This window comes from Pseudomonas sp. HMSC066A08, from assembly GCF_001813025.1.
Lineage (GTDB): Bacteria > Pseudomonadota > Gammaproteobacteria > Pseudomonadales > Pseudomonadaceae > Pseudomonas > Pseudomonas aeruginosa.
Genome location: NZ_KV811305.1, coordinates 260,871 through 282,922, shown reverse-complemented (window position 1 = coordinate 282,922; position 22,052 = coordinate 260,871). Strand labels below are relative to the sequence as shown.

General features: G+C 68.5%; 19 protein-coding genes and 2 riboswitches. Of the genes, 10 read left to right on the top strand and 9 right to left on the bottom strand.

The features are described from left to right. A partial coding sequence (locus HMPREF2886_RS17560) for a LysE family transporter (protein ID WP_070747947.1) occupies positions 1-606 on the bottom strand: 606 nt, incomplete at its 3' end. Between the two features lie 65 nt (positions 607-671). Here HMPREF2886_RS17560 and HMPREF2886_RS17555 point away from each other — a divergent pair. After that, positions 672-1,598 (top strand): LysR family transcriptional regulator, encoded by a 927-nt coding sequence (locus HMPREF2886_RS17555; RefSeq protein WP_003122498.1) that lies wholly within the window; start codon positions 672-674, stop codon positions 1,596-1,598. 10 nt (positions 1,599-1,608) lie between these two features. Here HMPREF2886_RS17555 and HMPREF2886_RS17550 read toward each other — a convergent pair whose 3' ends face one another. Next, positions 1,609-2,199 (bottom strand): TetR/AcrR family transcriptional regulator, encoded by a 591-nt coding sequence (locus HMPREF2886_RS17550; protein WP_003119828.1) that lies wholly within the window; start codon positions 2,197-2,199, stop codon positions 1,609-1,611. A gap of 125 nt (positions 2,200-2,324) precedes the next feature. Here HMPREF2886_RS17550 and HMPREF2886_RS17545 point away from each other — a divergent pair, with 125 nt between their 5' ends. From HMPREF2886_RS17545 to cif, 3 genes are all read left to right on the top strand, one after another. Continuing rightward, positions 2,325-3,434 (top strand): alkene reductase, encoded by a 1,110-nt coding sequence (locus HMPREF2886_RS17545; protein WP_070747945.1) that lies wholly within the window; start codon positions 2,325-2,327, stop codon positions 3,432-3,434. Between the two features lie 65 nt (positions 3,435-3,499). Next, positions 3,500-4,678, top strand: a complete 1,179-nt coding sequence (locus tag HMPREF2886_RS17540) for an MFS transporter (protein ID WP_070747943.1) — start codon at positions 3,500-3,502, stop codon at positions 4,676-4,678. Between the two features lie 21 nt (positions 4,679-4,699). Then, entirely contained in the window at positions 4,700-5,659 is a 960-nt protein-coding gene (gene cif, locus HMPREF2886_RS17535; RefSeq protein ID WP_070747941.1) for a CFTR inhibitory factor Cif, read from the top strand. Between the two features lie 19 nt (positions 5,660-5,678). Here the strand turns inward: cif and HMPREF2886_RS35020 are convergent, their stop codons facing one another. Continuing rightward, positions 5,679-5,810: a hypothetical protein gene (locus HMPREF2886_RS35020; protein ID WP_003091046.1), complete on the bottom strand. Its 132-nt coding sequence runs from the start codon at positions 5,808-5,810 to the stop codon at positions 5,679-5,681. A gap of 457 nt (positions 5,811-6,267) precedes the next feature. Here HMPREF2886_RS35020 and HMPREF2886_RS17520 point away from each other — a divergent pair, with 457 nt between their 5' ends. Next, positions 6,268-6,849: a cytochrome b gene (locus HMPREF2886_RS17520; RefSeq protein ID WP_003118076.1), complete on the top strand. Its 582-nt coding sequence runs from the start codon at positions 6,268-6,270 to the stop codon at positions 6,847-6,849. 155 nt (positions 6,850-7,004) lie between these two features. Next, positions 7,005-7,253: a hypothetical protein gene (locus HMPREF2886_RS17515; protein WP_003091048.1), complete on the top strand. Its 249-nt coding sequence runs from the start codon at positions 7,005-7,007 to the stop codon at positions 7,251-7,253. A 55-nt stretch (positions 7,254-7,308) separates the two neighbouring features. Here the strand turns inward: HMPREF2886_RS17515 and HMPREF2886_RS17510 are convergent, their stop codons facing one another. Next, the gene (locus tag HMPREF2886_RS17510; protein ID WP_033970391.1) at positions 7,309-8,838 is read right to left on the bottom strand and encodes a nucleobase:cation symporter-2 family protein; all 1,530 of its coding nucleotides are present in this window, start codon (positions 8,836-8,838) and stop codon (positions 7,309-7,311) included. 428 nt (positions 8,839-9,266) lie between these two features. Here HMPREF2886_RS17510 and paaP point away from each other — a divergent pair, with 428 nt between their 5' ends. Further along, positions 9,267-10,877, top strand: a complete 1,611-nt coding sequence (gene paaP, locus HMPREF2886_RS17505; RefSeq protein WP_033970394.1) for an aminopeptidase PaaP — start codon at positions 9,267-9,269, stop codon at positions 10,875-10,877. A gap of 85 nt (positions 10,878-10,962) precedes the next feature. On the opposite strand, the gene HMPREF2886_RS17500 is transcribed toward paaP, so the two are convergent. The 3 genes from HMPREF2886_RS17500 to HMPREF2886_RS17490 all read right to left on the bottom strand — a co-directional run bounded on the left by HMPREF2886_RS17500 (position 10,963) and on the right by HMPREF2886_RS17490 (position 13,905). Further along, a complete protein-coding gene (locus tag HMPREF2886_RS17500) occupies positions 10,963-12,102 on the bottom strand; it encodes a thiolase family protein (RefSeq protein ID WP_070747938.1) in 1,140 nt (379 codons plus the stop codon). A gap of 121 nt (positions 12,103-12,223) precedes the next feature. Further along, positions 12,224-12,868 (bottom strand): vWA domain-containing protein, encoded by a 645-nt coding sequence (locus tag HMPREF2886_RS17495; RefSeq protein WP_033970397.1) that lies wholly within the window; start codon positions 12,866-12,868, stop codon positions 12,224-12,226. A 20-nt stretch (positions 12,869-12,888) separates the two neighbouring features. After that, complete coding sequence (locus tag HMPREF2886_RS17490) at positions 12,889-13,905, bottom strand: magnesium chelatase ATPase subunit I (protein ID WP_033975988.1); 1,017 nt, start codon at positions 13,903-13,905, stop codon at positions 12,889-12,891. 557 nt (positions 13,906-14,462) lie between these two features. Between HMPREF2886_RS17490 and HMPREF2886_RS17485 the strand changes: the two genes are divergently transcribed. Then, a complete protein-coding gene (locus HMPREF2886_RS17485) occupies positions 14,463-15,557 on the top strand; it encodes a 3-deoxy-7-phosphoheptulonate synthase (RefSeq protein WP_042164431.1) in 1,095 nt (364 codons plus the stop codon). A gap of 28 nt (positions 15,558-15,585) precedes the next feature. Here the strand turns inward: HMPREF2886_RS17485 and cobN are convergent, their stop codons facing one another. After that, positions 15,586-19,332, bottom strand: coding sequence for a cobaltochelatase subunit CobN (gene cobN, locus HMPREF2886_RS17480; RefSeq protein WP_070747936.1), 3,747 nt, complete (start codon positions 19,330-19,332; stop codon positions 15,586-15,588). A 77-nt stretch (positions 19,333-19,409) separates the two neighbouring features. After that, a complete protein-coding gene (gene cobW / locus HMPREF2886_RS17475) occupies positions 19,410-20,462 on the bottom strand; it encodes a cobalamin biosynthesis protein CobW (RefSeq protein WP_033970407.1) in 1,053 nt (350 codons plus the stop codon). Positions 20,463-20,582: 120 nt separating this feature from the next. Next, positions 20,583-20,774, bottom strand: a riboswitch (cobalamin riboswitch). A gap of 58 nt (positions 20,775-20,832) precedes the next feature. Further along, positions 20,833-20,983: riboswitch (cobalamin riboswitch) on the top strand. A 101-nt stretch (positions 20,984-21,084) separates the two neighbouring features. On the opposite strand from cobW, the gene HMPREF2886_RS17470 reads away from it, so the two are divergent. After that, on the top strand, positions 21,085-21,267 hold the full coding sequence (locus HMPREF2886_RS17470) for a CbtB domain-containing protein (protein WP_003091059.1): 183 nt from the start codon (positions 21,085-21,087) through the stop codon (positions 21,265-21,267). A 17-nt stretch (positions 21,268-21,284) separates the two neighbouring features. Continuing rightward, entirely contained in the window at positions 21,285-21,986 is a 702-nt protein-coding gene (locus HMPREF2886_RS17465) for a CbtA family protein (RefSeq protein ID WP_039027681.1), read from the top strand. Positions 21,987-22,052: the final 66 nt, after the last annotated feature.

Here is a 22,052-nt window from a genome sequence, read left to right as displayed (position 1 = left end):
TTTCGCCCCCAGCAGGACGCCGAAACCGACCAGCAGGGCGCCGAAGAACTGGTCGATGCGCCGACGGAAACGCAGGAGCCGGCCGCGCACCGCCGGGCTCGAGAGAAAGCAGGCGACCAGGCCGAACCAGGCCACGTGGGCGACCGCGATGAAGACCCCGTAGCCCAATTGCGCCGGCAACGCGGTATGCGGATCGATCACCTGCATGAAGAGGCTGACCACGAACAGGCAGGTCTTCGGATTGAGCGCATTGGTCAGGAAGCCACTGCGCAACATCGCCCAGGACGAAACCCCGGCGCCGCCCGCCACCTCGTCCGCCACCGCAACCTCCCGCGCCAGCAGCATGCGCAGGCCGAGGAACACCAGGTAGGCGGCGCCCGCCAGCTTCAGCGCGGTGAACAGCGCCAGCGACTCGCGCACCAGCACGCCGACGCCGAGGATGCTGTAGCCGACATGTACCGTTACCCCCGCACCGATGCCCAGCGCGGTGAGCAGGCCGGCGCGGCGGGAATACAGCAGGCTGTTGCGCGAGACCATGGCGAAATCGGCGCCGGGGCTGATCACCGCGAGCACGGTGATGGTCAGGAAAGCTAGCAATTCTGTCATGCCTGGAAGGCTCCAAGGTAGAATGGACTCCACAATCTACCGGGCCTTGGCGCCGAGCGAGAACGATGAATACTGACAACCACGGTGAGGAAAACTCACCATTCAGGCGCCGTCGCCTGCCCTCGCTGAACGCCCTGCGCTGCTTCGAGGCCGCCGCCCGCCTGGAGAACTTTTCCCGTGCCGCCGAGGCCCTGTGCCTGACCCACGGTGCCATCAGCCGCGCCGTGCGGACCCTGGAAGAGGAACTCGGTTGTGCGCTCTTCGAACGCCGCGGCCAGCGGGTTTTCCTCAGCGAGGCCGGCAGGCGCCTGCTCGCCGGCACCGGCCCGGCCCTCGACCTGATCGAGCGCACCGGCGAGACCCTGCGCGCGGAGGCCGGCCCCACCGCGCTGGTGCTGTCCTGCGAACCGACCTTGCTGATGCGCTGGCTGATCCCGCGGATCGCCGGATTCATGCAGGAACAGCCACGACTGTCGATCCAGCTGGTCGCCGGCGGCGGGCCGTTCGCCTTCGGCCGCGGCATCGACCTGGCGATCCGCCGCAACGACTTCCCCTGGCCGCCCGGCAGCCATGCCCACTGGCTGTTCGACGAGCAGGTCGGGCCGGTCTGCCGGGCGAGCGACGTCGAACGGCATTTCCACCTCGATGCAGGCCCGCCCGGGCTTCGCGCCGTCGCACCGCGCCTGCACACGGCGACCCGCCCGCAAGCCTGGAACACCTGGACCCGTCTCGCCGGACAGGCGCCGGCGACGACCGAAGGGCAGCGCTTCGAGCACTTCTACCTGAGCCTGCAGGCGGCCGGCGCCGGACTCGGCGTGGCCATCGGTCCCTGGCAACTGGTGCGCGACGATCTGGCCGCCGGCCTGCTGGCGGCGCCACTGGGATTCCTCGCCGACGGCAGCAGCTATCACCTGCTGACCCCGCGACCGTTGCAGGCCGGAGAGCCTGCCACGCTGCTGCTGGAATGGCTGCGCCGCAGCGCGGCGGCCTGATGCGGCCCGCTCAGGGCCAGGCGCGCAGCGCCCGTTCGACCACCGCCAGCAGGCGCTCGCAAGGCACCCGGTCCTTGGCCTGCACGCTGAGGCCGAACAGCACGGTGGCATAGAAGGTCGCCAACTCCTCCACGTCGGTGTCCGCCGCCAGGTCGCCGTCAGCGATGCCGCGCCGCATGCGCTCACGGAACAGGCGGATCGACTCGCCGCGCTCGGCGCTCAACGCGTCCCGCACCGCCTCGCTTTCCGGGGTTCCGGTCAGCGCCGCGAGCACCACCAGGCAACCGCGCGGGAACTCGTCGGAACAGAAGCGCGCGACGGTCTCGCGGAGCAGCTCGGCCACGCCCTCGCGGGCGCTCGGCGCGCCATCGAGGACATCCCGGCGATAGCGGCCGTGCTGGCCGAGATAGTGGGCCAGGGCTTCGCGGAACAGCCCTTCCTTGCTGCCGAAGGCGGCGTACAGGCTGGGCGGCCTGATTTCCATCGCCTCGGTCAGGGCCGCCAGCGAAGCGCCTTCGTAGCCACGCACCCAGAACACGTCCATGGCTCGCTGCAGGGCGGTGTCCCTGTCGAATGCCCGTGGCCTGCCTCGCGTTGCCATCCTGACCTCCATTATTTGTATCGATCACTATAAATTTACTTGACGAGCGTTGCCATCGCCATATTATTTAGCGACCGATACAGATATTCAAGCCATCTCCCTGCCGCCTTCGAAAGGAAAAGACCATGTCCAACCTGCTCCTCTCCCCGCTCGCCGTAGGCAACCTGGCCTTGCGCAACCGCATCGTCATGGCGCCGATGACCCGCTCCCGGGCGCAACAGCCGGGCGACGTGCCGACCGCCCTGAACGCTCTCTACTATGCGCAGCGCGCCGGCGCCGGGCTGATCGTCAGCGAGGGCACGCAGATTTCCCGCCTCGGCCAGGGCTACGCCTACACCCCCGGTATCTACAGCGAGGCGCAACTGGCCGGCTGGCGCCAGGTCACCGAGGCGGTGCACGCCGCCGGCGGACTGATCGCCGCGCAGCTCTGGCATGTCGGGCGCATGTCGCATCGCTCGCTGCAGGCCGGCGGCGAGGCGCCGATCGCGCCCTCGCCGATCCAGGCCAAGGCCCAGGTGTTCATCGCCGATGGCCAGGGCGGCGGGTCCATGGCGCCCGCCGACGCGCCGCGGGAAATGACCCTGGAAGACATCCGCCGGGTCCGCGACGAATTCGTCCGCGCCGCACGCAACGCGCTCGACGCCGGCTTCGACCTGGTCGAGCTGCATGGCGCCAATGGCTACCTGATCAACCAGTTCCTCGCCAGCGCCAGCAACCGGCGCAGCGATGCCTATGGCGGTAGCCTGGAGAACCGCGCGCGGTTCCTGCTGGAGATCGTCGACGCGCTGGTCGCCGCGGTCGGTGCCGAGCGCGTCGGCCTGCGCCTGTCGCCCTGGGGCACGATCAACGACATGCACGACGACGAGCCGGAAGCGATGACCCTTTACCTCGCCGAAGCCCTGCAGCGACGCGGCATCGCCTACCTGCACCTGGCCGAGTGGGAATGGAGCGGCGGCCCGGCCTACCCGCAAAGCTTCCGCGAGCGCCTGCGCGAACGCTTCCGCGCGCCGCTGATCGTCTGCGGCAACTACGACGCCGAGCGTGCCGAAGCGATACTCCAGGCCGGACTGGCCGACGCGGTGGCGATCGGCCGGCCGTTCATCGCCAACCCCGACCTGGTCGAGCGGATCCGTCTCGGCGCGCCGCTGGCCGAGGCCAACCAGGCGCGGTTCTACGGTGGCGACGCTGCCGGCTACACCGATTACCCGACCCTCGGCCAGTCCGCTACGGCCTGATTCCCTTCCCTCCCATGCATCGTTCCCGGGCGCGGCCACGGCTGCGCTCGCGGAGGAGTCTTGCCGTGCTATTGCCGATCCTCCTGCTGGCCGCCGCCGGCTTCACCATCCTGACCACCGAGTTCGTCATCGTCGGCCTGCTCCCGGCGCTTGCCGCAGACCTCCAGGTCAGCGTCGCCCAGGCCGGCCTGCTGGTCAGCCTGTTCGCCTTCAGCGTCGCCGCCTTCGGTCCGTTCCTCACCGCCGCGCTGGCGGGCGTCGAACGCAAGCGGCTGTTCGTCGCCTGCCTGCTGCTGTTCGCCGCGGCCAATGCGCTGGCCGCCGTGGCCGGCGATATCTGGACGATGGCCGTGGCGCGCTTCGTCCCGGCCCTGGCGCTCCCGGTGTTCTGGGCCATGGCCAGCGAAACCGCCGCGCACCTGGCCGGCCCCTCGCGCGAAGGGCGCGCCGTGGCGCTGGTGTTCTTCGGCATCGTCGCCGCCACCGTACTTGGCATTCCCATCGGCACGCTGATCGCCGACGCCTGGGGTTGGCGCCTGGCATTCGCCGCACTCGCCGCGCTGGCCCTGGCCAAGGCGCTGCTGCTGGCCGCCTGGCTGCCGCGCATTCCCGGACGGCCGGGCATCTCGCTGCGCAGCCAGGCGAGCGTGTTGCGCCAACCGCTGGTGCTCGGCCACCTGTTGCTGTCGCTGCTGGTCTTCACCGGCATGTTCACCCCCTACACCTACCTGGCCGACATCCTCCAGCGCCTGGCCGGCTTCAGCGGTTCGCTGGTCGGCTGGACGCTGATGGGCTTCGGCGCGGTAGGCCTGCTCGGCAACTGGCTCGGCGGGCGCCTGGTGGATCGCAGCCCGCTGGGCGCAACCCTGCTGTTCGTCCTGCTGATGGCGCTGGGCATGCTCGCCCTGGTGCCGACCCTCGGCAACGCCTGGCTGCTCGCCGCCGCCCTGGCGACCTGGGGCGTGGCCCAGGCAGCACTGTTCATCGTCGGCCAGGTGCGGGTGATGAAGTCCGCGCCGCGGGCCCCGGCGTTCGCCGCCTCGCTGAACATCTCCGCCTGCAACGCCGGGATCGGCATCGGCGCCCTCGCCGGCAGCCGGGTGATCGACGGCAGCGGCCTGGCGCCGCTCGGCGAGGTCGGCGCGCTGGTCTGCCTGGCGGCGATGGCCGTGGCCCTGCTGCTGATGCTGGCGCCACGCCAAGCTGCCACCGAGCCGTCCCTCGGCGGCCAAATCCCTCACTGAGCCCACCAAGGAAGCACAACCATGATCCTCGATAGACTCTGCCGCGGCCTCCTGGCCGGCATCGCCCTGACCTTCTCCCTGGGCGGCTTCGCCGCCGAGGAATTCCCCGTCCCGAATGGCTTCGAAAGCGCCTACCGGGAAGTCGACGGCGTGAAGCTGCACTACGTGAAAGGCGGCCAGGGGCCGCTGGTGATGCTGGTACACGGTTTCGGCCAGACCTGGTACGAATGGCACCAACTGATGCCGGAACTGGCCAAGCGCTTCACCGTGATCGCGCCGGACCTGCCCGGCCTCGGCCAGTCCGAGCCGCCGAAGACCGGCTATAGCGGCGAACAGGTCGCCGTCTACCTGCACAAGCTGGCCCGGCAATTCAGCCCGGATCGCCCGTTCGACCTGGTGGCCCACGACATCGGTATCTGGAACACCTACCCGATGGTGGTGAAGAACCAGGCCGACATCGCCCGCCTGGTGTACATGGAAGCGCCGATCCCGGACGCGCGGATCTACCGCTTCCCGGCCTTCACCGCCCAGGGCGAGTCGCTGGTCTGGCACTTCAGTTTCTTCGCCGCCGACGACCGCCTGGCGGAAACCCTGATTGCCGGCAAGGAACGCCTCTTCCTCGAGCACTTCATCAAGTCCCATTCCAGCAACACCGAGGTGTTCAGCGAGCGCCTGCTGGATCTGTACGCCAGGTCGTACGCCAAGCCGCACAGCCTGAACGCCTCGTTCGAGTACTACCGCGCGTTGAACGAGAGCGTGCGGCAGAACGCCGAACTGGCGAAGACCCGCCTGCAGATGCCAACCATGACCCTCGCCGGCGGCGGCCACGGCGGCATGGGCACGCTCCAGCTGGAGCAGATGAAAGCCTATGCGGACGACGTCGAAGGCCATGTCCTGCCCGGCTGCGGCCACTGGCTGCCGGAAGAGTGCGCCGCGCCGATGAATCGCCTGGTGATCGACTTCCTCAGCCGCGGTCGCTGAGTCGTCCCGGTCCGGGCGATCAGAACTGCTCGCCCGGGCAGAACAGGCAGCGCAGCAGCAGGGTCATGAGCACGACAGCGCCGGAAACCAGCAGGTAAGGCAACGGGGAGAACAGGTCGTCCTGGTCCTTGCCATCGTGCTCACTACTCATGCTCTCACCTCGAGAATCGTCATGGCGGAAAAGACGCAGGATATGCACTTGCCGTCCTTGAAAGTGCACGGCGAAGTGTTCGAAGACTATAGAAACGAAGCGATCGAGTTCAATTACATCTGTGTCAGCTTGCTGTCGGCAAAACGTCAGCGGAAAGACAACGGAATATATTTCCCGATAATGCTTGAGGGTCAGCCGCGCCCCGCCCCAGGCTCTGCCGGCGTGGCGCGAGCGCCGGGGCGAAGGAAAAACCAACTTACAATGATCCCGACCCGGAATTATTCCGCCAAGTAGCTTCCGGTTCGGAAAAAAGCGACTCGCAGCACTGTTTCGGTGCAATAACGTCACATTTGAAAGTTTCGATTAAGTTTTCCGTTATCGATTATCCATAAATACGTTTGATCGCTCTCCGGACGTTTCATAGATTGCACGCCTTCACTCTCTGCGAGGCATTCCCGTGACGCATCCAGCGACCGTCTACAGCCTGTCCACCCGCCTGCTGCACTGGAGCATGGCGTTCTGTTTCATCGGCGCGATCGTGCTGGCCTATTTCGTCATCTGGGTGCTCGGCCACGACCACCCGCAGCGCCTGCCGGTACTCAACCTGCACTGGGTGCTGGGCCTGCTGGTCGGCCTGCTGCTGGTCCCTCGGATCGTCTCGCGGCTGCGCGGGCCGCGCCTGCCAGCGGTCCCCGGGACGCCGCTGGAGCACCGCCTGGCGCACTACGCGCACCTGTCGCTGTATGCCTTGATGCTGGTGATGCCGCTCACCGGCTACGTCGGCACCCGCCTGCCCACCGACTTCGGCCTGTTCGTGGTACCCAGCTTCAAGGACACCGCGCTGTTCGCCTGGATTTCACAAACCTGGAACCTGAGCTGGGAGGCGTTCGAGAAGCCCTTCGACGCCGTTCACCGCGTGGTCGGCCTGTGGCTGAGCACCTCGGTGGTGCTGCTCCATGCGCTCGCCGCCGGCTACCACCAGTGGGTCCGCCGCGACGGCACCCTGGAGCGCATGCTCGGCCGTCGCCAGCGCCGCTGAGCGGGGCCCTTCGTCGGCTCTCGCGGCGGATCGGCGACGATCTGCTATAGGGATAGGGACACGCAGGGAAATCCTCGCCGCCCCGAGGCTCCTCCGTGGCAACCACAGGCGTCGCGCAGGTAGCCGGGTCGGCCTCCGACAGAGAGGAGCATGCCATGGCCAGCCTGCACTGCCAGCACCGCAGCTACACCATCACCGCCGACGTCGTCGAGCATCCGGGCATTCCCACGCCCTGGGCCGGCGGCTGCCACATCACCGATCCCGAAGGCCACACCAGCAAGCGCATCGCCCTGCCCGTGCGCTTCGCCTTCCTCGCCGACCTGGAAAACGCCCAGCGCGCCTCCATCGCCCACGGTAAATGGCTGGTGGACCAGCGCCTGGACCGCGGCAAGGCGCTGTTCTGAAGCGCACAACGAAAACGGCCCTCGCGAGGAGGGCCGTCGTTCAGCACGGCGCGGCTCAGGCGCTGCCGGCTTCAGCGGTTTCGCTGCGCCGTCGCGACGGCGCGCCATGGCTGTCGTCGCCGGCCAGCGGCACTTCGTTGCCCTGGGCGTCGTACAGCTTGCCGTCGAGGAAATAGTCGCCTTCGTGCAGGGCGGCGATGTCCTGGTAGCGCAGGGTCCGCTCGCTGGCGGCGACGAACACCGACTGCTGGTCGGAGTTGCCGGCGGTGAAGTGGTTGAACGCCAGGTTGAGCAGGATCGCCATGATCGCCGAAGAACTGATGCCGGAATGGAAGATGGTGGCGAACCAGCTGGGGAAGTGATCATAGAAGGTCGGCGCGGCGATCGGGATCATGCCGAAGCCGATCGAAGTGGCGACGATGATCAGGTTCATGTTGTTGCGGTAGTCCACCTTCGACAGGGTGCGGATGCCGCTGGCGGCGACCGTGCCGAACAACACGATGCCGGCGCCGCCGAGCACGGCGGTGGGTACCGCGGCGATCACCCGGCCCATCACCGGCAGCAGGCCGAGGATCACCAGGAACAACCCGCCGGTGGCGACCACGTAGCGGCTCTTGATCCCGGTCACCGCCACCAGGCCGACGTTCTGGGCAAAGGCGCTCTGGGTGAAGGAGCCGAAGATCGGCGCCAGCATGCTGGAGAACATGTCCGCGCGCAGGCCGTTGCCCAGGCGCCGCGAGTCGACCTTGGTGTCGATGATCTCGCCTACCGCGAGGATGTCCGCCGAGGTTTCCACCAGGGTCACCATGATCACGATGCACATCGAGATGATCGCGGCGACCTGGAAGGTCGGCATGCCGAAGTGGAACGGCGTGGGAAACGCCACCAGCGGGCCTTCGGTGACCTTGGAGAAGTCGGCCATGCCGAGGAACACCGCGATGACGGTGCCGATGACCATCGCCAGGAGTATCGACAGGCGCGAGATCGAGGCGCTGCCGAGCTTGCTCAGCAGCAGCACGATGACCAGGGTGATCGCCGCCAGGCCGATGTTGGCCATGCTGCCGAAGTCCGGCGCGTGGCTGTTGCCGCCCATCGCCCAGCGCGCGGCGACCGGCATCAGGGTCAGGCCGATGGTGGTGATGACGATGCCGGTCACCAGCGGCGGGAAGAACTTGGTGATGCGCGAGAAGATCGGCGTGATCAGCAGCCCGATCAGCGAGGCCGCCATCACCGCGCCGAGCACCGCGGGAATGCCGCCGCTGCCACCGCTGCCGATGATCGCCACCATGGTCGCCACGCCAGCGAAGGACACCCCCTGGACCAACGGCAACTGGCAACCGAAGAACGGCACGCCGAGCGTTTGCAACAGGGTCGCCAGGCCGCCGGCGAACAGCGAAGCGGCAATCAGCAGGCCGATGTCGCCGGGCGCGAGGCCGGCGGCCTGGCCGAGGATCAGGGGGACCGCGACGATACCGCCATACATGGTCAGCACATGTTGCAGGCCGTAGGCCATGTTGGCGCCGACACCGAGGTTCTCGTCTTCAGGCCGTGGAACGGGTGGGGTTCCGGAGGACGTCGTTTTCATGGTGCGCTGTTCTCGCTTTTATTGTTGTGCGCACACTGTAGACAATTCGATCCGAAAATATCCAGACAAATGTATACAAAATTTCCGACAAATCTGTGACAGCGCTGGTGCCAGCCACTTCCGCTCGCGCGCTTATCCGCGCGCCAGACGGTTTCCTTCCTGCTGCACCATCCTCCCAGCCCCGACCAACGGCCATGGGCCCGAGCCGAAGGGCATTAACGATAGAAAGCCGCCCTCCATCCCGCCAGCGAGCTATCAGCAACTCTTCCGCAAAAAGTTGATGAAATTCACATTTCAGGAATTACGCCAGGACAGCCCGGAAAGCACTCCTAGTCTGGCAGTCAGGCCGTGCCCGAGGCGGCATTTCGGGCAATAGCGCCATGCCATCAACGGCTTATCGATCATCGCCTCACAAGGAACGGAGTCTCATGAGCAACAAGAACAATCTCAGATACGCACTCGGCGCCCTAGCCCTCTCGGTTTCCGCCGCATCCCTGGCGGCACCTTCGGAAGCGCAACAGTTCACCGAGTTCTGGACCCCCGGCAAACCCAACCCGTCGATCTGCAAATCGCCGTTGCTGGTCAGCACCCCGCTCGGCCTGCCGCGCTGCCTGCAGGCCAGCAACGTGGTCAAGCGCCTGCAGAAGCTGGAGGACATCGCCAGTCTCAACGACGGCAATCGCGCCGCCGCCACGCCGGGCTACCAGGCCTCCGTCGACTACGTGAAGCAGACCCTGCAGAAAGCCGGCTACAAGGTCAGCGTGCAGCCCTTCCCGTTCACCGCCTATTACCCGAAGGGCCCGGGTAGCCTGAGCGCCACCGTGCCGCAGCCGGTCAGCTACGAATGGGAGAAGGATTTCACCTACCTGTCGCAGACCGAGGCAGGCGACGTCACCGCCAAGGTGGTCCCGGTGGACCTGTCCCTCGGCGCCGGCAACACCTCCACCAGCGGTTGCGAGGCGGAAGACTTCGCCAACTTCCCGGCCGGCTCGATCGCGCTGATCCAGCGCGGCACCTGCAACTTCGAGCAGAAGGCCGAGAACGCCGCGGCCGCCGGCGCCGCCGGGGTGATCATCTTCAACCAGGGCAACACCGACGACCGCAAGGGCCTGGAGAACGTCACCGTGGGCGAATCCTACGAGGGCGGCATCCCGGTGATCTTCGCCACCTACGACAACGGCGTGGCCTGGTCGCAGACCCCGGACCTGCAGTTGCACCTGGTGGTCGATGTGGTACGCAAGAAGACCGAGACCTACAACGTGGTCGCCGAGACTCGTCGCGGCAACCCGAACAACGTGGTGATGGTCGGCGCGCACCTCGACTCGGTGTTCGAAGGCCCCGGTATCAACGACAACGGTTCGGGCAGCGCCGCCCAACTGGAGATGGCCGTGCTGCTGGCCAAGGCGCTGCCGGTCAACAAGGTGCGCTTCGCCTGGTGGGGCGCCGAGGAAGCCGGCCTGGTGGGCTCGACCCACTACGTGCAGAACCTCGCCCCGGAAGAGAAGAAGAAGATCAAGGCCTACCTGAACTTCGACATGATCGGCTCGCCGAACTTCGGCAACTTCATCTATGACGGCGACGGTTCCGACTTCGGCCTCCAGGGTCCGCCCGGCTCGGCCGCCATCGAGCGCCTGTTCGAAGCCTACTTCCGCCTGCGCGGCCAGCAATCGGAAGGCACCGAGATCGACTTCCGCTCCGACTACGCCGAGTTCTTCAACAGCGGCATCGCCTTCGGCGGCCTGTTCACCGGCGCCGAGGGCCTGAAGACCGAAGAGCAGGCGCAGAAGTACGGCGGCACCGCCGGCAAGGCCTACGACGAGTGCTACCACAGCAAGTGCGACGGCATCGCCAACATCAACCAGGACGCCCTGGAGATCCACAGCGACGCCATGGCCTTCGTGACCAGTTGGCTGTCGCTGTCGACCAAGGTGGTCGACGACGAGATCGCCGCTGCCGGCCAGAAAGCACAATCGCGGTCGCTGCAGATGCAGAAGAGCGCCAGCCAGATCGAACGCTGGGGTCACGACTTCATCAAGTAACCGCGACTACCCTGCGCCGGGCCGCCGGCGCAGGTTCCCCATCCAGGCCCGGCTCATCCACCGGGCCTTTTTCATCGGCGCGCGATCACTCCACCGCTTCCAGCAGGGTCGCCACGCCCTGGCCGCCGGCGATGCACTGGGTGGCGATGGCATAGCGCCCGCCGGTGCGCCGCAGCAACGCGGCGGCCTTGCCGGTGATCCGCGCGCCGGTGGCGCCCAGCGGATGGCCGAGGGCCAGGGCGCCGCCATCCAGGTTGATCCTGTCCATGTCCAGCCCCAGTTCGCGGATGCAGGCGATGGATTGGCTGGCGAAGGCCTCGTTGATCTCCACCAGGTCGATGTCGGCGATGCCCAGCCCGGCCCGCTGCAAGACCTTGCGCGTCGCCTGCACCGGGCCCATGCCCATGATTTCCGGCGCACAGCCGGCCACCGCCACCGCCTTGATCCGCGCCAGGATCGCCAGCCCATGACGGCGGGCGAATTCCTCGCTACAGACCAGCAGCGCGGCGCTGCCATCGGTGAGCGGCGACGAGGTGGCGGCGGTGACACTGCCGCCGAACGCCGGCTTCAGCTGGGCCAGGCTCTCCAGGTTGGTACCCGGGCGGATGCAACCATCCTCGGCGACCCGGCCGGCGGGGGTGTCGATGGCGACGATCTCCTCGCGCAGCAAGCCGGCCTCGCGCGCGGCGACTGCCTTGGCGTGGGAGCGTACGGCCATCTCTTCCTGCTCGAGGCGGCTGACGGCGTAGCGCTCGGCGACATTCTCGGCGGTCTGCCCCATGCTCATGTACACCGCCGGATAGTCTTGCAGCAACGCGGGATTGGGCGACAGGTTGAAACCGCCCATCGGCACCCGGGTCATCGACTCCACCCCGGCGGCGATGAAGGCTTCCCCGGCGCCCAGCAGGACTTGTCCGGCGGCGTAGTGGACGGCGCTCATGGACGAACCGCAGAAACGGTTGAGTGTCGCGCCGCCGAGGCTCTGCGGGAAGCCGGCGCGGAAACTGGCGATGCGCGCGATGTTCATGCCCTGTTCCGCTTCCGGATAGGCGCAGCCCATGACCACGTCCTCCAGCAGCGCAGGGTCGAGATCGAGTTTCTCCACCAGGCCCCTGAGCACCGCGGCGGCCAGGTCATCCGGGCGGATATCGACCAGCGCGCCTTTCCTGGCGAAGTGGAACGGCGAACGGGCGTAACCGGCGATAACGACTGAAATCGGCGACATGAGGATATCTCCGTGAGAGGGATTGGCTGGATCGCAGGAACATATTACGCGCATAATATTTATTGAATTACAGTCGAAATACAATTTGACCGAAAAAGCCGCAGGGCTCGCCGAAACGCCCTCAGACTTCGTTCAATTCACTGATATGCCGATACTCGGCCCCCAGCTCCCGGGCCAGGCGCTCGGCCTTGCCCAGGCGCAGCGGGCCGCTTTCGAGGTCGATCAGCAGGCTCGGGCAGGCAGCCTCCGGCAGCGCCGGCCAGTCGCGCAGGCGGCCGTCGGTAAGCACCAGCAGACGCTGATGCTCGGCGGGTTTCTGCCGCTGTCGGCGCGCCAGCCAGCCAGCGGCCTGGTGCAAGGCGTCGAGCAGCGGCGTACCGCCGCCGGCGCCCAGCTGGCGCAGCCAGTCCTGCAACTCCCGCGAGGCCTTCTGCCCCTGCCAGAGCCATTGCGCCTGCTGCCCGGTGGCGTGCAGCACGGCCAGGCGGATGCGTTGCCGATAGGCCTCCTCGAACAGCGTCGCCAACACCCCCTTGGCCTGGGCCAGGGCGCCGTACCGGCGGGTGCTGGCGGAGGCATCGACGATCACCAGCCAGAGTTCGCCCGGGCGCCGGCTGCGCGGCTGGCGCAGCAGGTCGCGGCGCTGTCGGGGACGTCCGCGCAGCAGGGTCGGCAACCATTGGATGGCGCCCTCCGCGCCCTGGCTCAGGGCGCCGCCAAGACCGCCGCGCAGGGCCCCGGGTCTGCTCCTGGCATCCGCACCCATGACCGAGCGCGGGCGGATGCTCAGGGCTTTTTTGGCCAGCGCGGCAGCTCGCGGGCGGTCCCCATGGCCACCGGCCGGGCCGGCAATTCGCCCCACTGCCCCTCGCCGTCGCCGGTGCGCTCCGGGAGCGCGGCAGGGGCCGCCGCGGGCGGTGGCGGTGGATTGGCCGCCGATGGGGGCGGGCTCGACTGGCGACGGCGATGCAGCAGGGCGAAATGTTCCACCGCGTCGATGTCCTCCGCCTCGATCCGCTCGCCGCCGCGCCAGGCCGCATGGGCGCGCGCCGCGCGCAGCCAGACCAGGTCGGCACGCAGGCCGTCGACAGCCGCCTCGAAGCAGCGTCGGGCGATGCTGTCCAGCGCCGCATCGTCCAGGGGAATCCGCGCCAGTTGCCGGCGTGCCTCGGCGCAACGGCGGCGCAGGGTGTCCTGCTGGCCTTCCCAGCGTTCGACGAAGGCCTGCGGGTCGGCATCGAAGGCCAGCCGGCGACGGATGATCTCTGCCCGCTCGGCCGGCGGCGGCTGGGTGTCGAGGCGCACGTTGAGGCCAAAACGGTCGAGCAGTTGCGGGCGCAGTTCGCCCTCTTCCGGATTCATCGTGCCGATCAGCACGAAACGCGCCGGATGCCGGTGGGAAATGCCATCGCGCTCGACCAGGTTGACGCCACTGGCGGCGACGTCGAGCAACAAATCCACCAGGTGGTCCGGCAGCAGGTTCACTTCGTCGACGTAGAGCACGCCGCCGTCGGCCTTGGCCAGCACGCCCGGGGAGAACCGCGCGCGACCTTCGCCGAGGGCGGCGTCCAGGTCGAGGCTGCCGACGATGCGCTCCTCGCTGGCGCCCAGCGGCAGGGTAACGAACTCGCCCGCCGGCAGCAGTTCGGCGACGCCCCGCGCCAGGGTCGACTTGGCCATTCCGCGCGGCCCCTCGATCAGTACCCCGCCGATCGCCGGATCGACCGCGGCCAGGCACAGCGCCAGCTTCAGTTCGTCGGCGGCGACCACGGCGGACAGGGGGTAATGCACGGTAGCGCTCATGGGGATTCCTGCGACGGACGGACGGAAATACGGACCGCCAAGTCTATCAGGCCGGCGGCGCCGGTATCGAACCGTGAAACAATCGTTGAACCGGCCGCCTCGCTTGCAGTAAGCTCGGAACTCGTTCACGGGAGAAACCCATGCCGCACACTCGCCATCCGCACCTGCATTCCAGCGCCTCGCGCCCTGGCCTGTCGTTGCGCGCGCGTGCGCCGCAGGCACCCCGTGCCGCGTATTTCTTCGGGTATTGGTTTAGCCACTCCGGCGCCTGATACCCCAACGGCGCCCACGGTATACGGGACGCCTACCCTGCACACGCAAACCCCCGGTCGGCTCCCCGACCGGGGGTTTTGTTTTTCCGGCCCACAAGGCCACAACCACAGACCAACGCACAGGACATCGATCATGACCGCATACCGCTACCGCACTGGCTACCCGCTCAACACCTGGCGATTTAGCGACGGCCGCCAGCCGCTCGCCAACCCACGACATTGCCGAACACCTCGATAGGGCACGACGCGCGCGGGACACCCGCCGCCAGCCCAGGAAGCCAGACCATGAACTCATCCGTATCCGCACTGACCGCCCTTTCGCCGAACGTCCAGGCCGTCGCCCTGCCCAGCGCCACCGCCCGTACCGCCCTGGAACGCCTGCCCAGCCCGCTCGAACTCAAGGCCCGCCAGCCGTTGCCGCTGGAGCTGGCCAGCCAGGTCGCCGCCAGCCGCGACGCCATCCGCGCCATCCTCGACGGCGACGACCCGCGCCTGCTGGTGGTAGTCGGTCCCTGTTCGATCCACGATCCCCGCTCCGCCCTCGAATACGCCGAACGCCTCGCCGCGCTGAGCGACGAACTCGACGGCCAGTTGCTGCTGGTGATGCGCGCCTACGTGGAAAAGCCACGCACCACGGTGGGCTGGAAGGGCCTCGCCTACGACCCGCACCTGGATGGCAGCGACGACATGGCCGCCGGCCTGGCGCTGTCCCGGCAACTGATGCTGGACATGCTGCGCCTCGGCCTGCCGCTGGCCACCGAACTCCTGCAACCGCTGGCCGCCGGCTACTTCGACGACCTGCTGAGCTGGGCGGCGATCGGCGCGCGCACCAGCGAGTCGCAGATCCACCGCGAGCTGGTCAGCGGCCTCGGCCTGCCGGTGGGCTTCAAGAACGGCACCGACGGCGGCGTCGGCATCGCCTGCGACGCGATCCGTTCGGCGGCCCACGGCCACCGCCATTTCGGCCTCGACCCGCACGGTCACCCGGCGCTGATCGAGACCCGCGGCAATCCGGACACCCATGTGGTGCTGCGCGGCGGCCGCCACGGTTCGAACTACGGCCCCGAGCAGGTGCAGGCCGTACGCCAGGCCCTGGAAAGCCAGGGCATCGCCACGCGGATGATGGTCGATTGCAGTCACGCCAACAGCGGCAAGAACCCGCTGAACCAGCCCGGCGTCCTCGCCAGCGTGCTGGAGCAGCGCCTGGCCGGCGCCAGCGACCTGGTCGGGGTAATGCTGGAAAGCCACCTGTTCGACGGTTGCCAGGCGCTCGGCGGCGAACTGCGCTACGGCGTCTCGATCACCGACGGCTGCCTCGGCTGGGAAGGCACCGAGCGGATTCTCCGCGACGCCGCCCGGCGGCTCGCCGAGGGGCGCTGAAAGCGGCGCGAGCGGCCATGCCGCTCCGCTATTCCTCTTCGACGTCCAGCAGCAGGTTCTCCAGGGCCTCGCGATAGGCCCCCGGCTCCTGCCAGAGCCCGCGCCGCTGCGCCTCCACCAGGCGCTCGGCCATGTCGCGCAAGGCTTGCGGATTGTGCTGGCGGACGAACTCGCGGGTCTCCGCGTCGAGCAGGTAGGCGTCGGCCAGCAGCGCGTACTGGTGGTCGTCGATCAACTCGCTGGTGGCATCGAAGGCGCACAGGTAGTCCACCGTCGCCGCCAGTTCGAAGGCGCCCTTGTAGCCGTGGCGCTTCATCCCGGCGATCCACTTCGGATTCACCGCCCGCGCCCGCACCACTCGGTTGAGTTCTTCCTTGAGCGTGCGGATGCGCGGGTTGTCCGGCTGGCTGTGGTCGCCGTGGTAACTGGCCACCGGCGCGCCACGCAGGGTTTCCACCGCCGCCAGCATGCCGCCCTGGAACTGGTAGTAGTCGTTGGAATCGAGCAGGTCGTGCTCGCGGTTGTCCTGGTTGTGCAGCACCGCCTGCAGGCGCTCCAGGCGCTGGGCGAAGCGTTCCCGCGCCGGCGTGCCGTCGTCGGCGGCACCGTAGGCGTAGCCGCCCCAGTTCAGGTAGACCTCGGCAAGGTCGGCGCGGGTCTCCCACAGCCGCTCTTCGATTGCGCCCTGCACGCCGGCGCCGTAGGCCCCCGGCTTGGCGCCGAAGATCCGCCAGCCGGCCTGCCGGCGCGCCTCCGCCGGCGCCGTGCCCTGCGCCTCGAGGCGCTGGCGCTCCAGGCGCACGCGAGCGGCCAGCGGGTTCAGCTCCTCCGCCTCGTCCAGCTCGGCGACCGCCTGCACCGCCGCATCGAACAGGCGGATCAGGTTGGCGAAGGCGTCGCGGAAGAACCCGGAGACCCGCAACGTCACGTCGACCCGCGGGCGGTCCAGCAGGGAAACCGGAAGGATCTCGAAATCGGCGACGCGCTGGCTGCCGGCCTGCCAGACCGGTCGCACGCCGAGCAGGGCCAGGGCCTGGGCGATGTCGTCGCCGCCGGTGCGCATGGTCGCCGTGCCCCACACCGATAGGCCGAGCTGGCGCAGGTGATCGCCATGCTCCTGCAGGTGACGCTCGAGCAGCAGGTTGGCCGACTGGAAGCCGATGCGCCAGGCGGTCGGGGTCGGCAGGTTGCGCACGTCCACCGAGAAGAAGTTGCGTCCGGTGGGCAGCACGTCGAGTCGCCCGCGACTCGGCGCGCCGCTCGGACCGGCCGGCACGAAGCGCCCTTCGAGGGCAGCCAGCAGCCCGTCGATCTCGGCCGCGCCACAGGCATCCAGGGTCGGCGCCACCTGTTCGCACAAGCCGCGCAACACCTCGCCGCTGGCACGCCAGGCGGCAGGCGGCGGCTCGCCGCCCAGGCAGCGTTCTATCCAGTGCAACGCCAGCAATTCCAGGCGTTCGCGGGTATCCCCGAGGGTGCGCCAGGGCTCCCCGCCCCGCTCTTCCAGGCAGGCCGGCCGCGCGCCCTGCCAGGCCTCGCCCATGTCGCAGGCCAGCGGATCGAAGCCCAGGCCAAGGTCGTCCGCCAGGCTCTTCAGCAACCCGGCGTTGGCGCCCTTGCCATCGCCGCGCGGAACCCGCAGCAGCGCCAGCAGGGTATCCAGGCGCAATCGGCCGCTCGGCGATTCGCCGAATACATGCAGGCCGTCGCGGATCTGCGACTCCTTCAGGTCGCAGAGATAGGCGTCCAGCTGCGGCAGCCAGCTGTCCGGATCGTCGCTGAGCTGCAAGCCGATCTCGCGGTCGAGACGGTTGTCGCGCAGGAGGACGAGAATCTCGCCGCGCAACTGTTCGGCGCGGCGCGGGTCGAGCAGCGAAGCATCGTAGAACTCGTCGGCCAGGCGCTCCAGGTCGCGCAGCGGGCCGTAGCTCTCGGCGCGGGTCAGCGGCGGCATCAGGTGGTCGATGATCACCGCCTGGGTGCGGCGCTTGGCCTGGGCGCCCTCCCCCGGATCGTTGACGATGAACGGATAGATGTTCGGCAGCGGACCGAGCAACGCGTCCGGCCAGCATTCGGCGGACAGGCCGACTCCCTTGCCCGGCAGCCATTCCAGGTTGCCGTGCTTGCCGACGTGCAGCAGGGCATCGGCGCGGTAGGCGTGGCGCAGCCAGAAGTAGAACGCCAGGTAGCCGTGCGGCGGCACCAGGTCGGGATCGTGGTAGACCGCCGCCGGATCGAGCTGATAGCCACGCGCCGGCTGGATGCCGACGAAGGTCAGGCCATAGCGCAGGCCGGCGACCATCATCCGCCCGTCGCGGAACATCGGGTCCTGTTGCGGCTCGCCCCAGCGCGCCAGTACCGCCTGGCGATTACGCTCCGGCAGGCGTGCGAAGCAGGCCAGGTAGTCGTCCAGCGCCAGGCTCTGGGCGCAGGGCCGCAGGTCGAGATGCTCCAGGTCGTTGCTGACGCCGCCTAGCAACTGGCGGATCAGCTCGGTTCCGCTGGCGGGCAGTCCGTCGACCGGGTAGCCCTGCTGGCGCAGGGCGCGAAGGATGTTCAGCGCCGCCGCCGGGGTGTCCAGGCCGACGCCATTGCCGATCCGGCCATCACGGGTCGGGTAGTTGGCCAGCACCAGCGCCACCCGCTTTTCCGCGCTTGGCTTGCGCGCCAGCTCGGCCCAGCGCCGCGCCAGTTCGGCGACGAAATCCATGCGCTCGTCGTCGGCGAGATAGCAGACCACGTCGCTCTCGCTGCGTTCGCTGCGCCAGGCCAGGCCCTTGAAACTGATCGGCCGGGTGACGATGCGTCCGTCCAGCTCCGGCAGCGCCACGTGCATGGCCAGGTCGCGCGGCCCCAGGCCTTGCGGGTTGTCCAGCCAGAGCGGGCGGTTGTCCAGCGAGCAGATCGCCTGCAACACCGGCACGTCGCGACGGAACGGACGCAACTCGGGCGCCTCCGGATTGGACTGGGCGAAACCGGTGGTATTGACGATCAGCGCGGCGTCGCTGCGCTCCAGCCAGTCTTCCACCTGCGCCAGACAGGCGCTTTCCTTGAGGCTGGCCAGCGCGATCGGCAACGGGTTGAGCCCCTGCGCCGCGAGGCGTTCGCAGAAGCGTGCGATGAAGGCGGTGTTGGCTGCCTGCAGGTGGGTGCGATAGAACAGCAGCGCGACCACCGGACGCCCGGCCTGCCAGTCGGCACGCCAGTGTTCCAGGGTCGTCTCGGTATGCCGTGGATGGAACAGCGCCACCCGCGGCAGCGCCTGCGGTTCGCGCCAGGCGTAGTCGCGGCCGAGGCACTGGCTGGCCAGGCAGCGGTAGAACTGCCCGGCGTTCTCCAGGCCGCCCTGGCGCAAGTATTGCCAGAAGCGCTCGGCCTGCTCCGCCGGCAGGTTGCCGAGGGCGCTCAGCTCCGGGTCGGGGCGGTCGTCGCCGGGCACCGGGATCAGCAGCGCGCCGCGCTCGGCCAGCGCCACCAGCTGCTCCACGCCGTAGCGCCAGTAGCCGATGCCGCCGTGCAGCGAAAGCAGGATCACCCGCGCGTGCCGCAGCACTTCGTCGACGTAGAGGTCCACCGAGGCGTGGTTCTGCAACTGCATGGGGTTGGCCAGGCGCAGGCTCGGATAGTCGTCCGGCAGCGCGCGGGCGGCCTCGGCCAGCAATGCGAGGTGCGAATCGCCGCTGCAGAGGATCACCAGCTCGGCGGGAGTCTGGGCCAGGTGGGCGATGCCGTCGTCGGGAACGAAGCCGCCGGGTTGGGTGCGCAACAGGTGCATGGACGCTCTACCGGTAGGACGCAAGAAGCTGGGTGCCGGCGAATCGCCATCGCCGGCACCCAGCCAGGGATCACGGATCAGGCAAGCGCTGTGCGCAGCTGGTTGGCGATGACGGCCTGGTCCAGCTCCTGGCCGATCACCACCAGCCGGGTACTGCGGGCTTCGTCGGCCAGCCACTTGCGGTCGAAATGCCTGTCGAAGCGCTTGCCGACGCCCTGCACCAAGAGGCGCATGGGCTTGCCCGGAATGGCGGCGAAACCCTTGATGCGAAGTATGTCGTGACGCTCCACCAGCTCGCCGAGGGCCTCGAGCAGCGCAGCTTCCTCCACCTCGGGGAGATCGACGTGGAAGGAGTCGAACTCGTCGTGGTCGTGGTCCTCGTGGCCTTCGTGGTCGTGGTGGGTCGGCCGGCCGTCGATGTGCAGCTCGGCCTCGGCGTTGAGTCCCAGCAAGACCGGGAGCGGCAGCTCGCCCCGGCTCGCCTCGACGATCTTCACCGCCGCCGGCAGCTCTCCGGCGATCTCCGCGCGGACCCGTGCCAGGGCCTCGGCGTCGAGCTGGTCGGCCTTGTTCAGGATCACCAGGTCGGCACTGGCCAACTGGTCCTCGAACAGTTCGTGCAGCGGCGATTCATGGTCGAGGTTGGGGTCCTGGCGGCGTTGCTGGTCCACCTGCTCGGGATGGGCGGCGAAGGTGCCGGCCGCCACCGCCGGGCTGTCGACCACGGTGATCACCGCGTCGACCGTACAGGCGTTGCGGATTTCCGGCCACTGGAAAGCCTGCACCAGCGGCTTGGGCAGGGCGAGGCCGCTGGTCTCGATGAGGATCTGGTCAAGGTCGCCGCGGCGCGCCACCAGCTCGCGCATCACCGGGAAGAACTCTTCCTGCACGGTGCAGCACAGGCAACCGTTGGCCAGCTCGAAGACCCGCCCCTGCGCCTCTTCTTCGCTGCAGCCGATGGAACATTGCTTGAGGATCTCGCCATCGATACCGAGTTCGCCGAACTCGTTGACGATCACCGCGATGCGCCGGCCTTCGGCGTTGTCCAGCATGTGCCGGAGCAAGGTGGTCTTGCCGGCGCCGAGGAAGCCGGTGACGATGGTGACGGGGAGTTTCGCCAGGGTTTTCATGGGCAGCCCTTGTTCAGCTCGGCGGGCATGCGGACGAGTGGCGCGGACGCAGGGGCCGCGCAACGGATTCGCCACCGGATCACCCCGCCCGGTTGTATGGAAGTCTTGTCCCCGGGCATCGCGCCACGGGATCGACGAGGCAGGTCTCCTGGCTCACGGTCTGGCGTCTCCGCCGGCTCCCCGCCTTCCCGCGTCACGCAGTGGCATTGGGGAACGATCGCCGTTCACAGTTGCGGGGGCAGCCGCGGCATCGACCGCGTTCCCTCTTAGCCCCGCCGTCGCCGGCGAGGAACCTCGAACCGGCAAGGCTACGCAGTGCGCGGGCCAGGGTCAATCGGGCCGGTTGACGCCCGGCGGTCCTTCATGCTGTCCTAGGCAGGTTGTCCCAGGTGTCTCGTGCCGGCGCGCACGAGGTGAAACGGGAAGCCGGTGACGCTCTCCGAGCCAGTCCGGCGCTGCCCCCGCAACGGTAAGCGCATCGCGCGCGAGCCCGGAGACCGGCCTGGAACCTTTCGTTTGATTCACCCGCGGTGGGCGGGCGCAAGCGTGAAGCGGGCCGTCCGGGCCCGTTCCTCGTGCGTACTCCTCTGCCACGCCCATGCCGATCCAGAGGGAACGCACCATGTCCAGCAGCACCCTGGCGCACGCCAGCTCCACCACCTCCCTGTCGAAGCGACTGAGCCTGGCCATCGGCGCCGGCCTGCTCGGTGCGCTGCTGGTCTATTTCGCCGGTTTCTCGCACATCGACGCGGTACACAACGCCGCCCACGATACCCGGCACAGCTCCGGCTTCCCCTGCCACTGAGTCGCGAGGGAACCAGGATGATCAAGCGCATCGCCCAGACCGCCGGCTTCGCCGGCCTGCTCGCCGCCCTGCTGCTGACCCTGCTGCAGATTCTCTGGGTCACCCCGCTGATCCTCGAGGCGGAGACCTACGAGAAGAGCGAGCCGGTCGCGACCCAGCCCCACGAACACGCCCCCGGCGTCGCCGCCCATGTCCACGACGAGGAGGCCTGGGAGCCGGAGGACGGCTGGCAGCGTACCCTCTCCACCACCGGCGGCAATCTGGTGGTGGCGGTCGGCTTCGCCCTGATGCTCGCCGGCCTCTTCACCCTGCGCGCGCCGGGCCAGACCTGGCAGGGCCTGCTCTGGGGCCTGGCCGGCTACGCGGTGTTCTGCCTTGCGCCGTCGCTGGGCCTGCCGCCGGAGCTGCCGGGTACCGCCGCGGCCGACCTGGTGCAACGCCAGTACTGGTGGATCGCCACCGCCGCCGCCACCGCGGTGGGCCTGGCCCTGCTGGTGTTCGGCGGCAACTGGCCGCTGAAGCTGGTCGGCGCCGTCCTGCTGGCGCTGCCGCACCTGTTCGGCGCGCCGCAGCCCGAGATCCATGCCAGCCTGGCGCCGGAAGCCCTGGCCCAGCGTTTCGTGGTCGCCTCGCTGGTCAGCAATGCGCTGTTCTGGGCCGCCCTCGGCCTGGCCGCTGCCTGGCTGTTCCGGCGCAACCGTGCCGGCGTCGACGCCTGACCCCTTCCGCCCGCGACCAATGCCGGTCGCGGGTCCATAGTGTCTCTCCTTCCATCTCCTCCGGTC

Coding starts and splice junctions, on each gene's coding strand:
- HMPREF2886_RS17555 (WP_003122498.1), top strand. CDS start 672: ATGAATACTGACAACCACGGTGAGGAAAACTCACCATTCAGGCGCCGT.
- HMPREF2886_RS17550 (WP_003119828.1), bottom strand. CDS start 2,199: ATGGCAACGCGAGGCAGGCCACGGGCATTCGACAGGGACACCGCCCTG.
- HMPREF2886_RS17545 (WP_070747945.1), top strand. CDS start 2,325: ATGTCCAACCTGCTCCTCTCCCCGCTCGCCGTAGGCAACCTGGCCTTG.
- cif (WP_070747941.1), top strand. CDS start 4,700: ATGATCCTCGATAGACTCTGCCGCGGCCTCCTGGCCGGCATCGCCCTG.
- HMPREF2886_RS35020 (WP_003091046.1), bottom strand. CDS start 5,810: ATGAGTAGTGAGCACGATGGCAAGGACCAGGACGACCTGTTCTCCCCG.
- HMPREF2886_RS17515 (WP_003091048.1), top strand. CDS start 7,005: ATGGCCAGCCTGCACTGCCAGCACCGCAGCTACACCATCACCGCCGAC.
- HMPREF2886_RS17510 (WP_033970391.1), bottom strand. CDS start 8,838: ATGAAAACGACGTCCTCCGGAACCCCACCCGTTCCACGGCCTGAAGAC.
- paaP (WP_033970394.1), top strand. CDS start 9,267: ATGAGCAACAAGAACAATCTCAGATACGCACTCGGCGCCCTAGCCCTC.
- HMPREF2886_RS17500 (WP_070747938.1), bottom strand. CDS start 12,102: ATGTCGCCGATTTCAGTCGTTATCGCCGGTTACGCCCGTTCGCCGTTC.
- HMPREF2886_RS17495 (WP_033970397.1), bottom strand. CDS start 12,868: ATGGGTGCGGATGCCAGGAGCAGACCCGGGGCCCTGCGCGGCGGTCTT.
- HMPREF2886_RS17490 (WP_033975988.1), bottom strand. CDS start 13,905: ATGAGCGCTACCGTGCATTACCCCCTGTCCGCCGTGGTCGCCGCCGAC.
- HMPREF2886_RS17485 (WP_042164431.1), top strand. CDS start 14,463: ATGAACTCATCCGTATCCGCACTGACCGCCCTTTCGCCGAACGTCCAG.
- cobN (WP_070747936.1), bottom strand. CDS start 19,332: ATGCACCTGTTGCGCACCCAACCCGGCGGCTTCGTTCCCGACGACGGC.
- cobW (WP_033970407.1), bottom strand. CDS start 20,462: ATGAAAACCCTGGCGAAACTCCCCGTCACCATCGTCACCGGCTTCCTC.
- HMPREF2886_RS17470 (WP_003091059.1), top strand. CDS start 21,085: ATGTCCAGCAGCACCCTGGCGCACGCCAGCTCCACCACCTCCCTGTCG.
- HMPREF2886_RS17465 (WP_039027681.1), top strand. CDS start 21,285: ATGATCAAGCGCATCGCCCAGACCGCCGGCTTCGCCGGCCTGCTCGCC.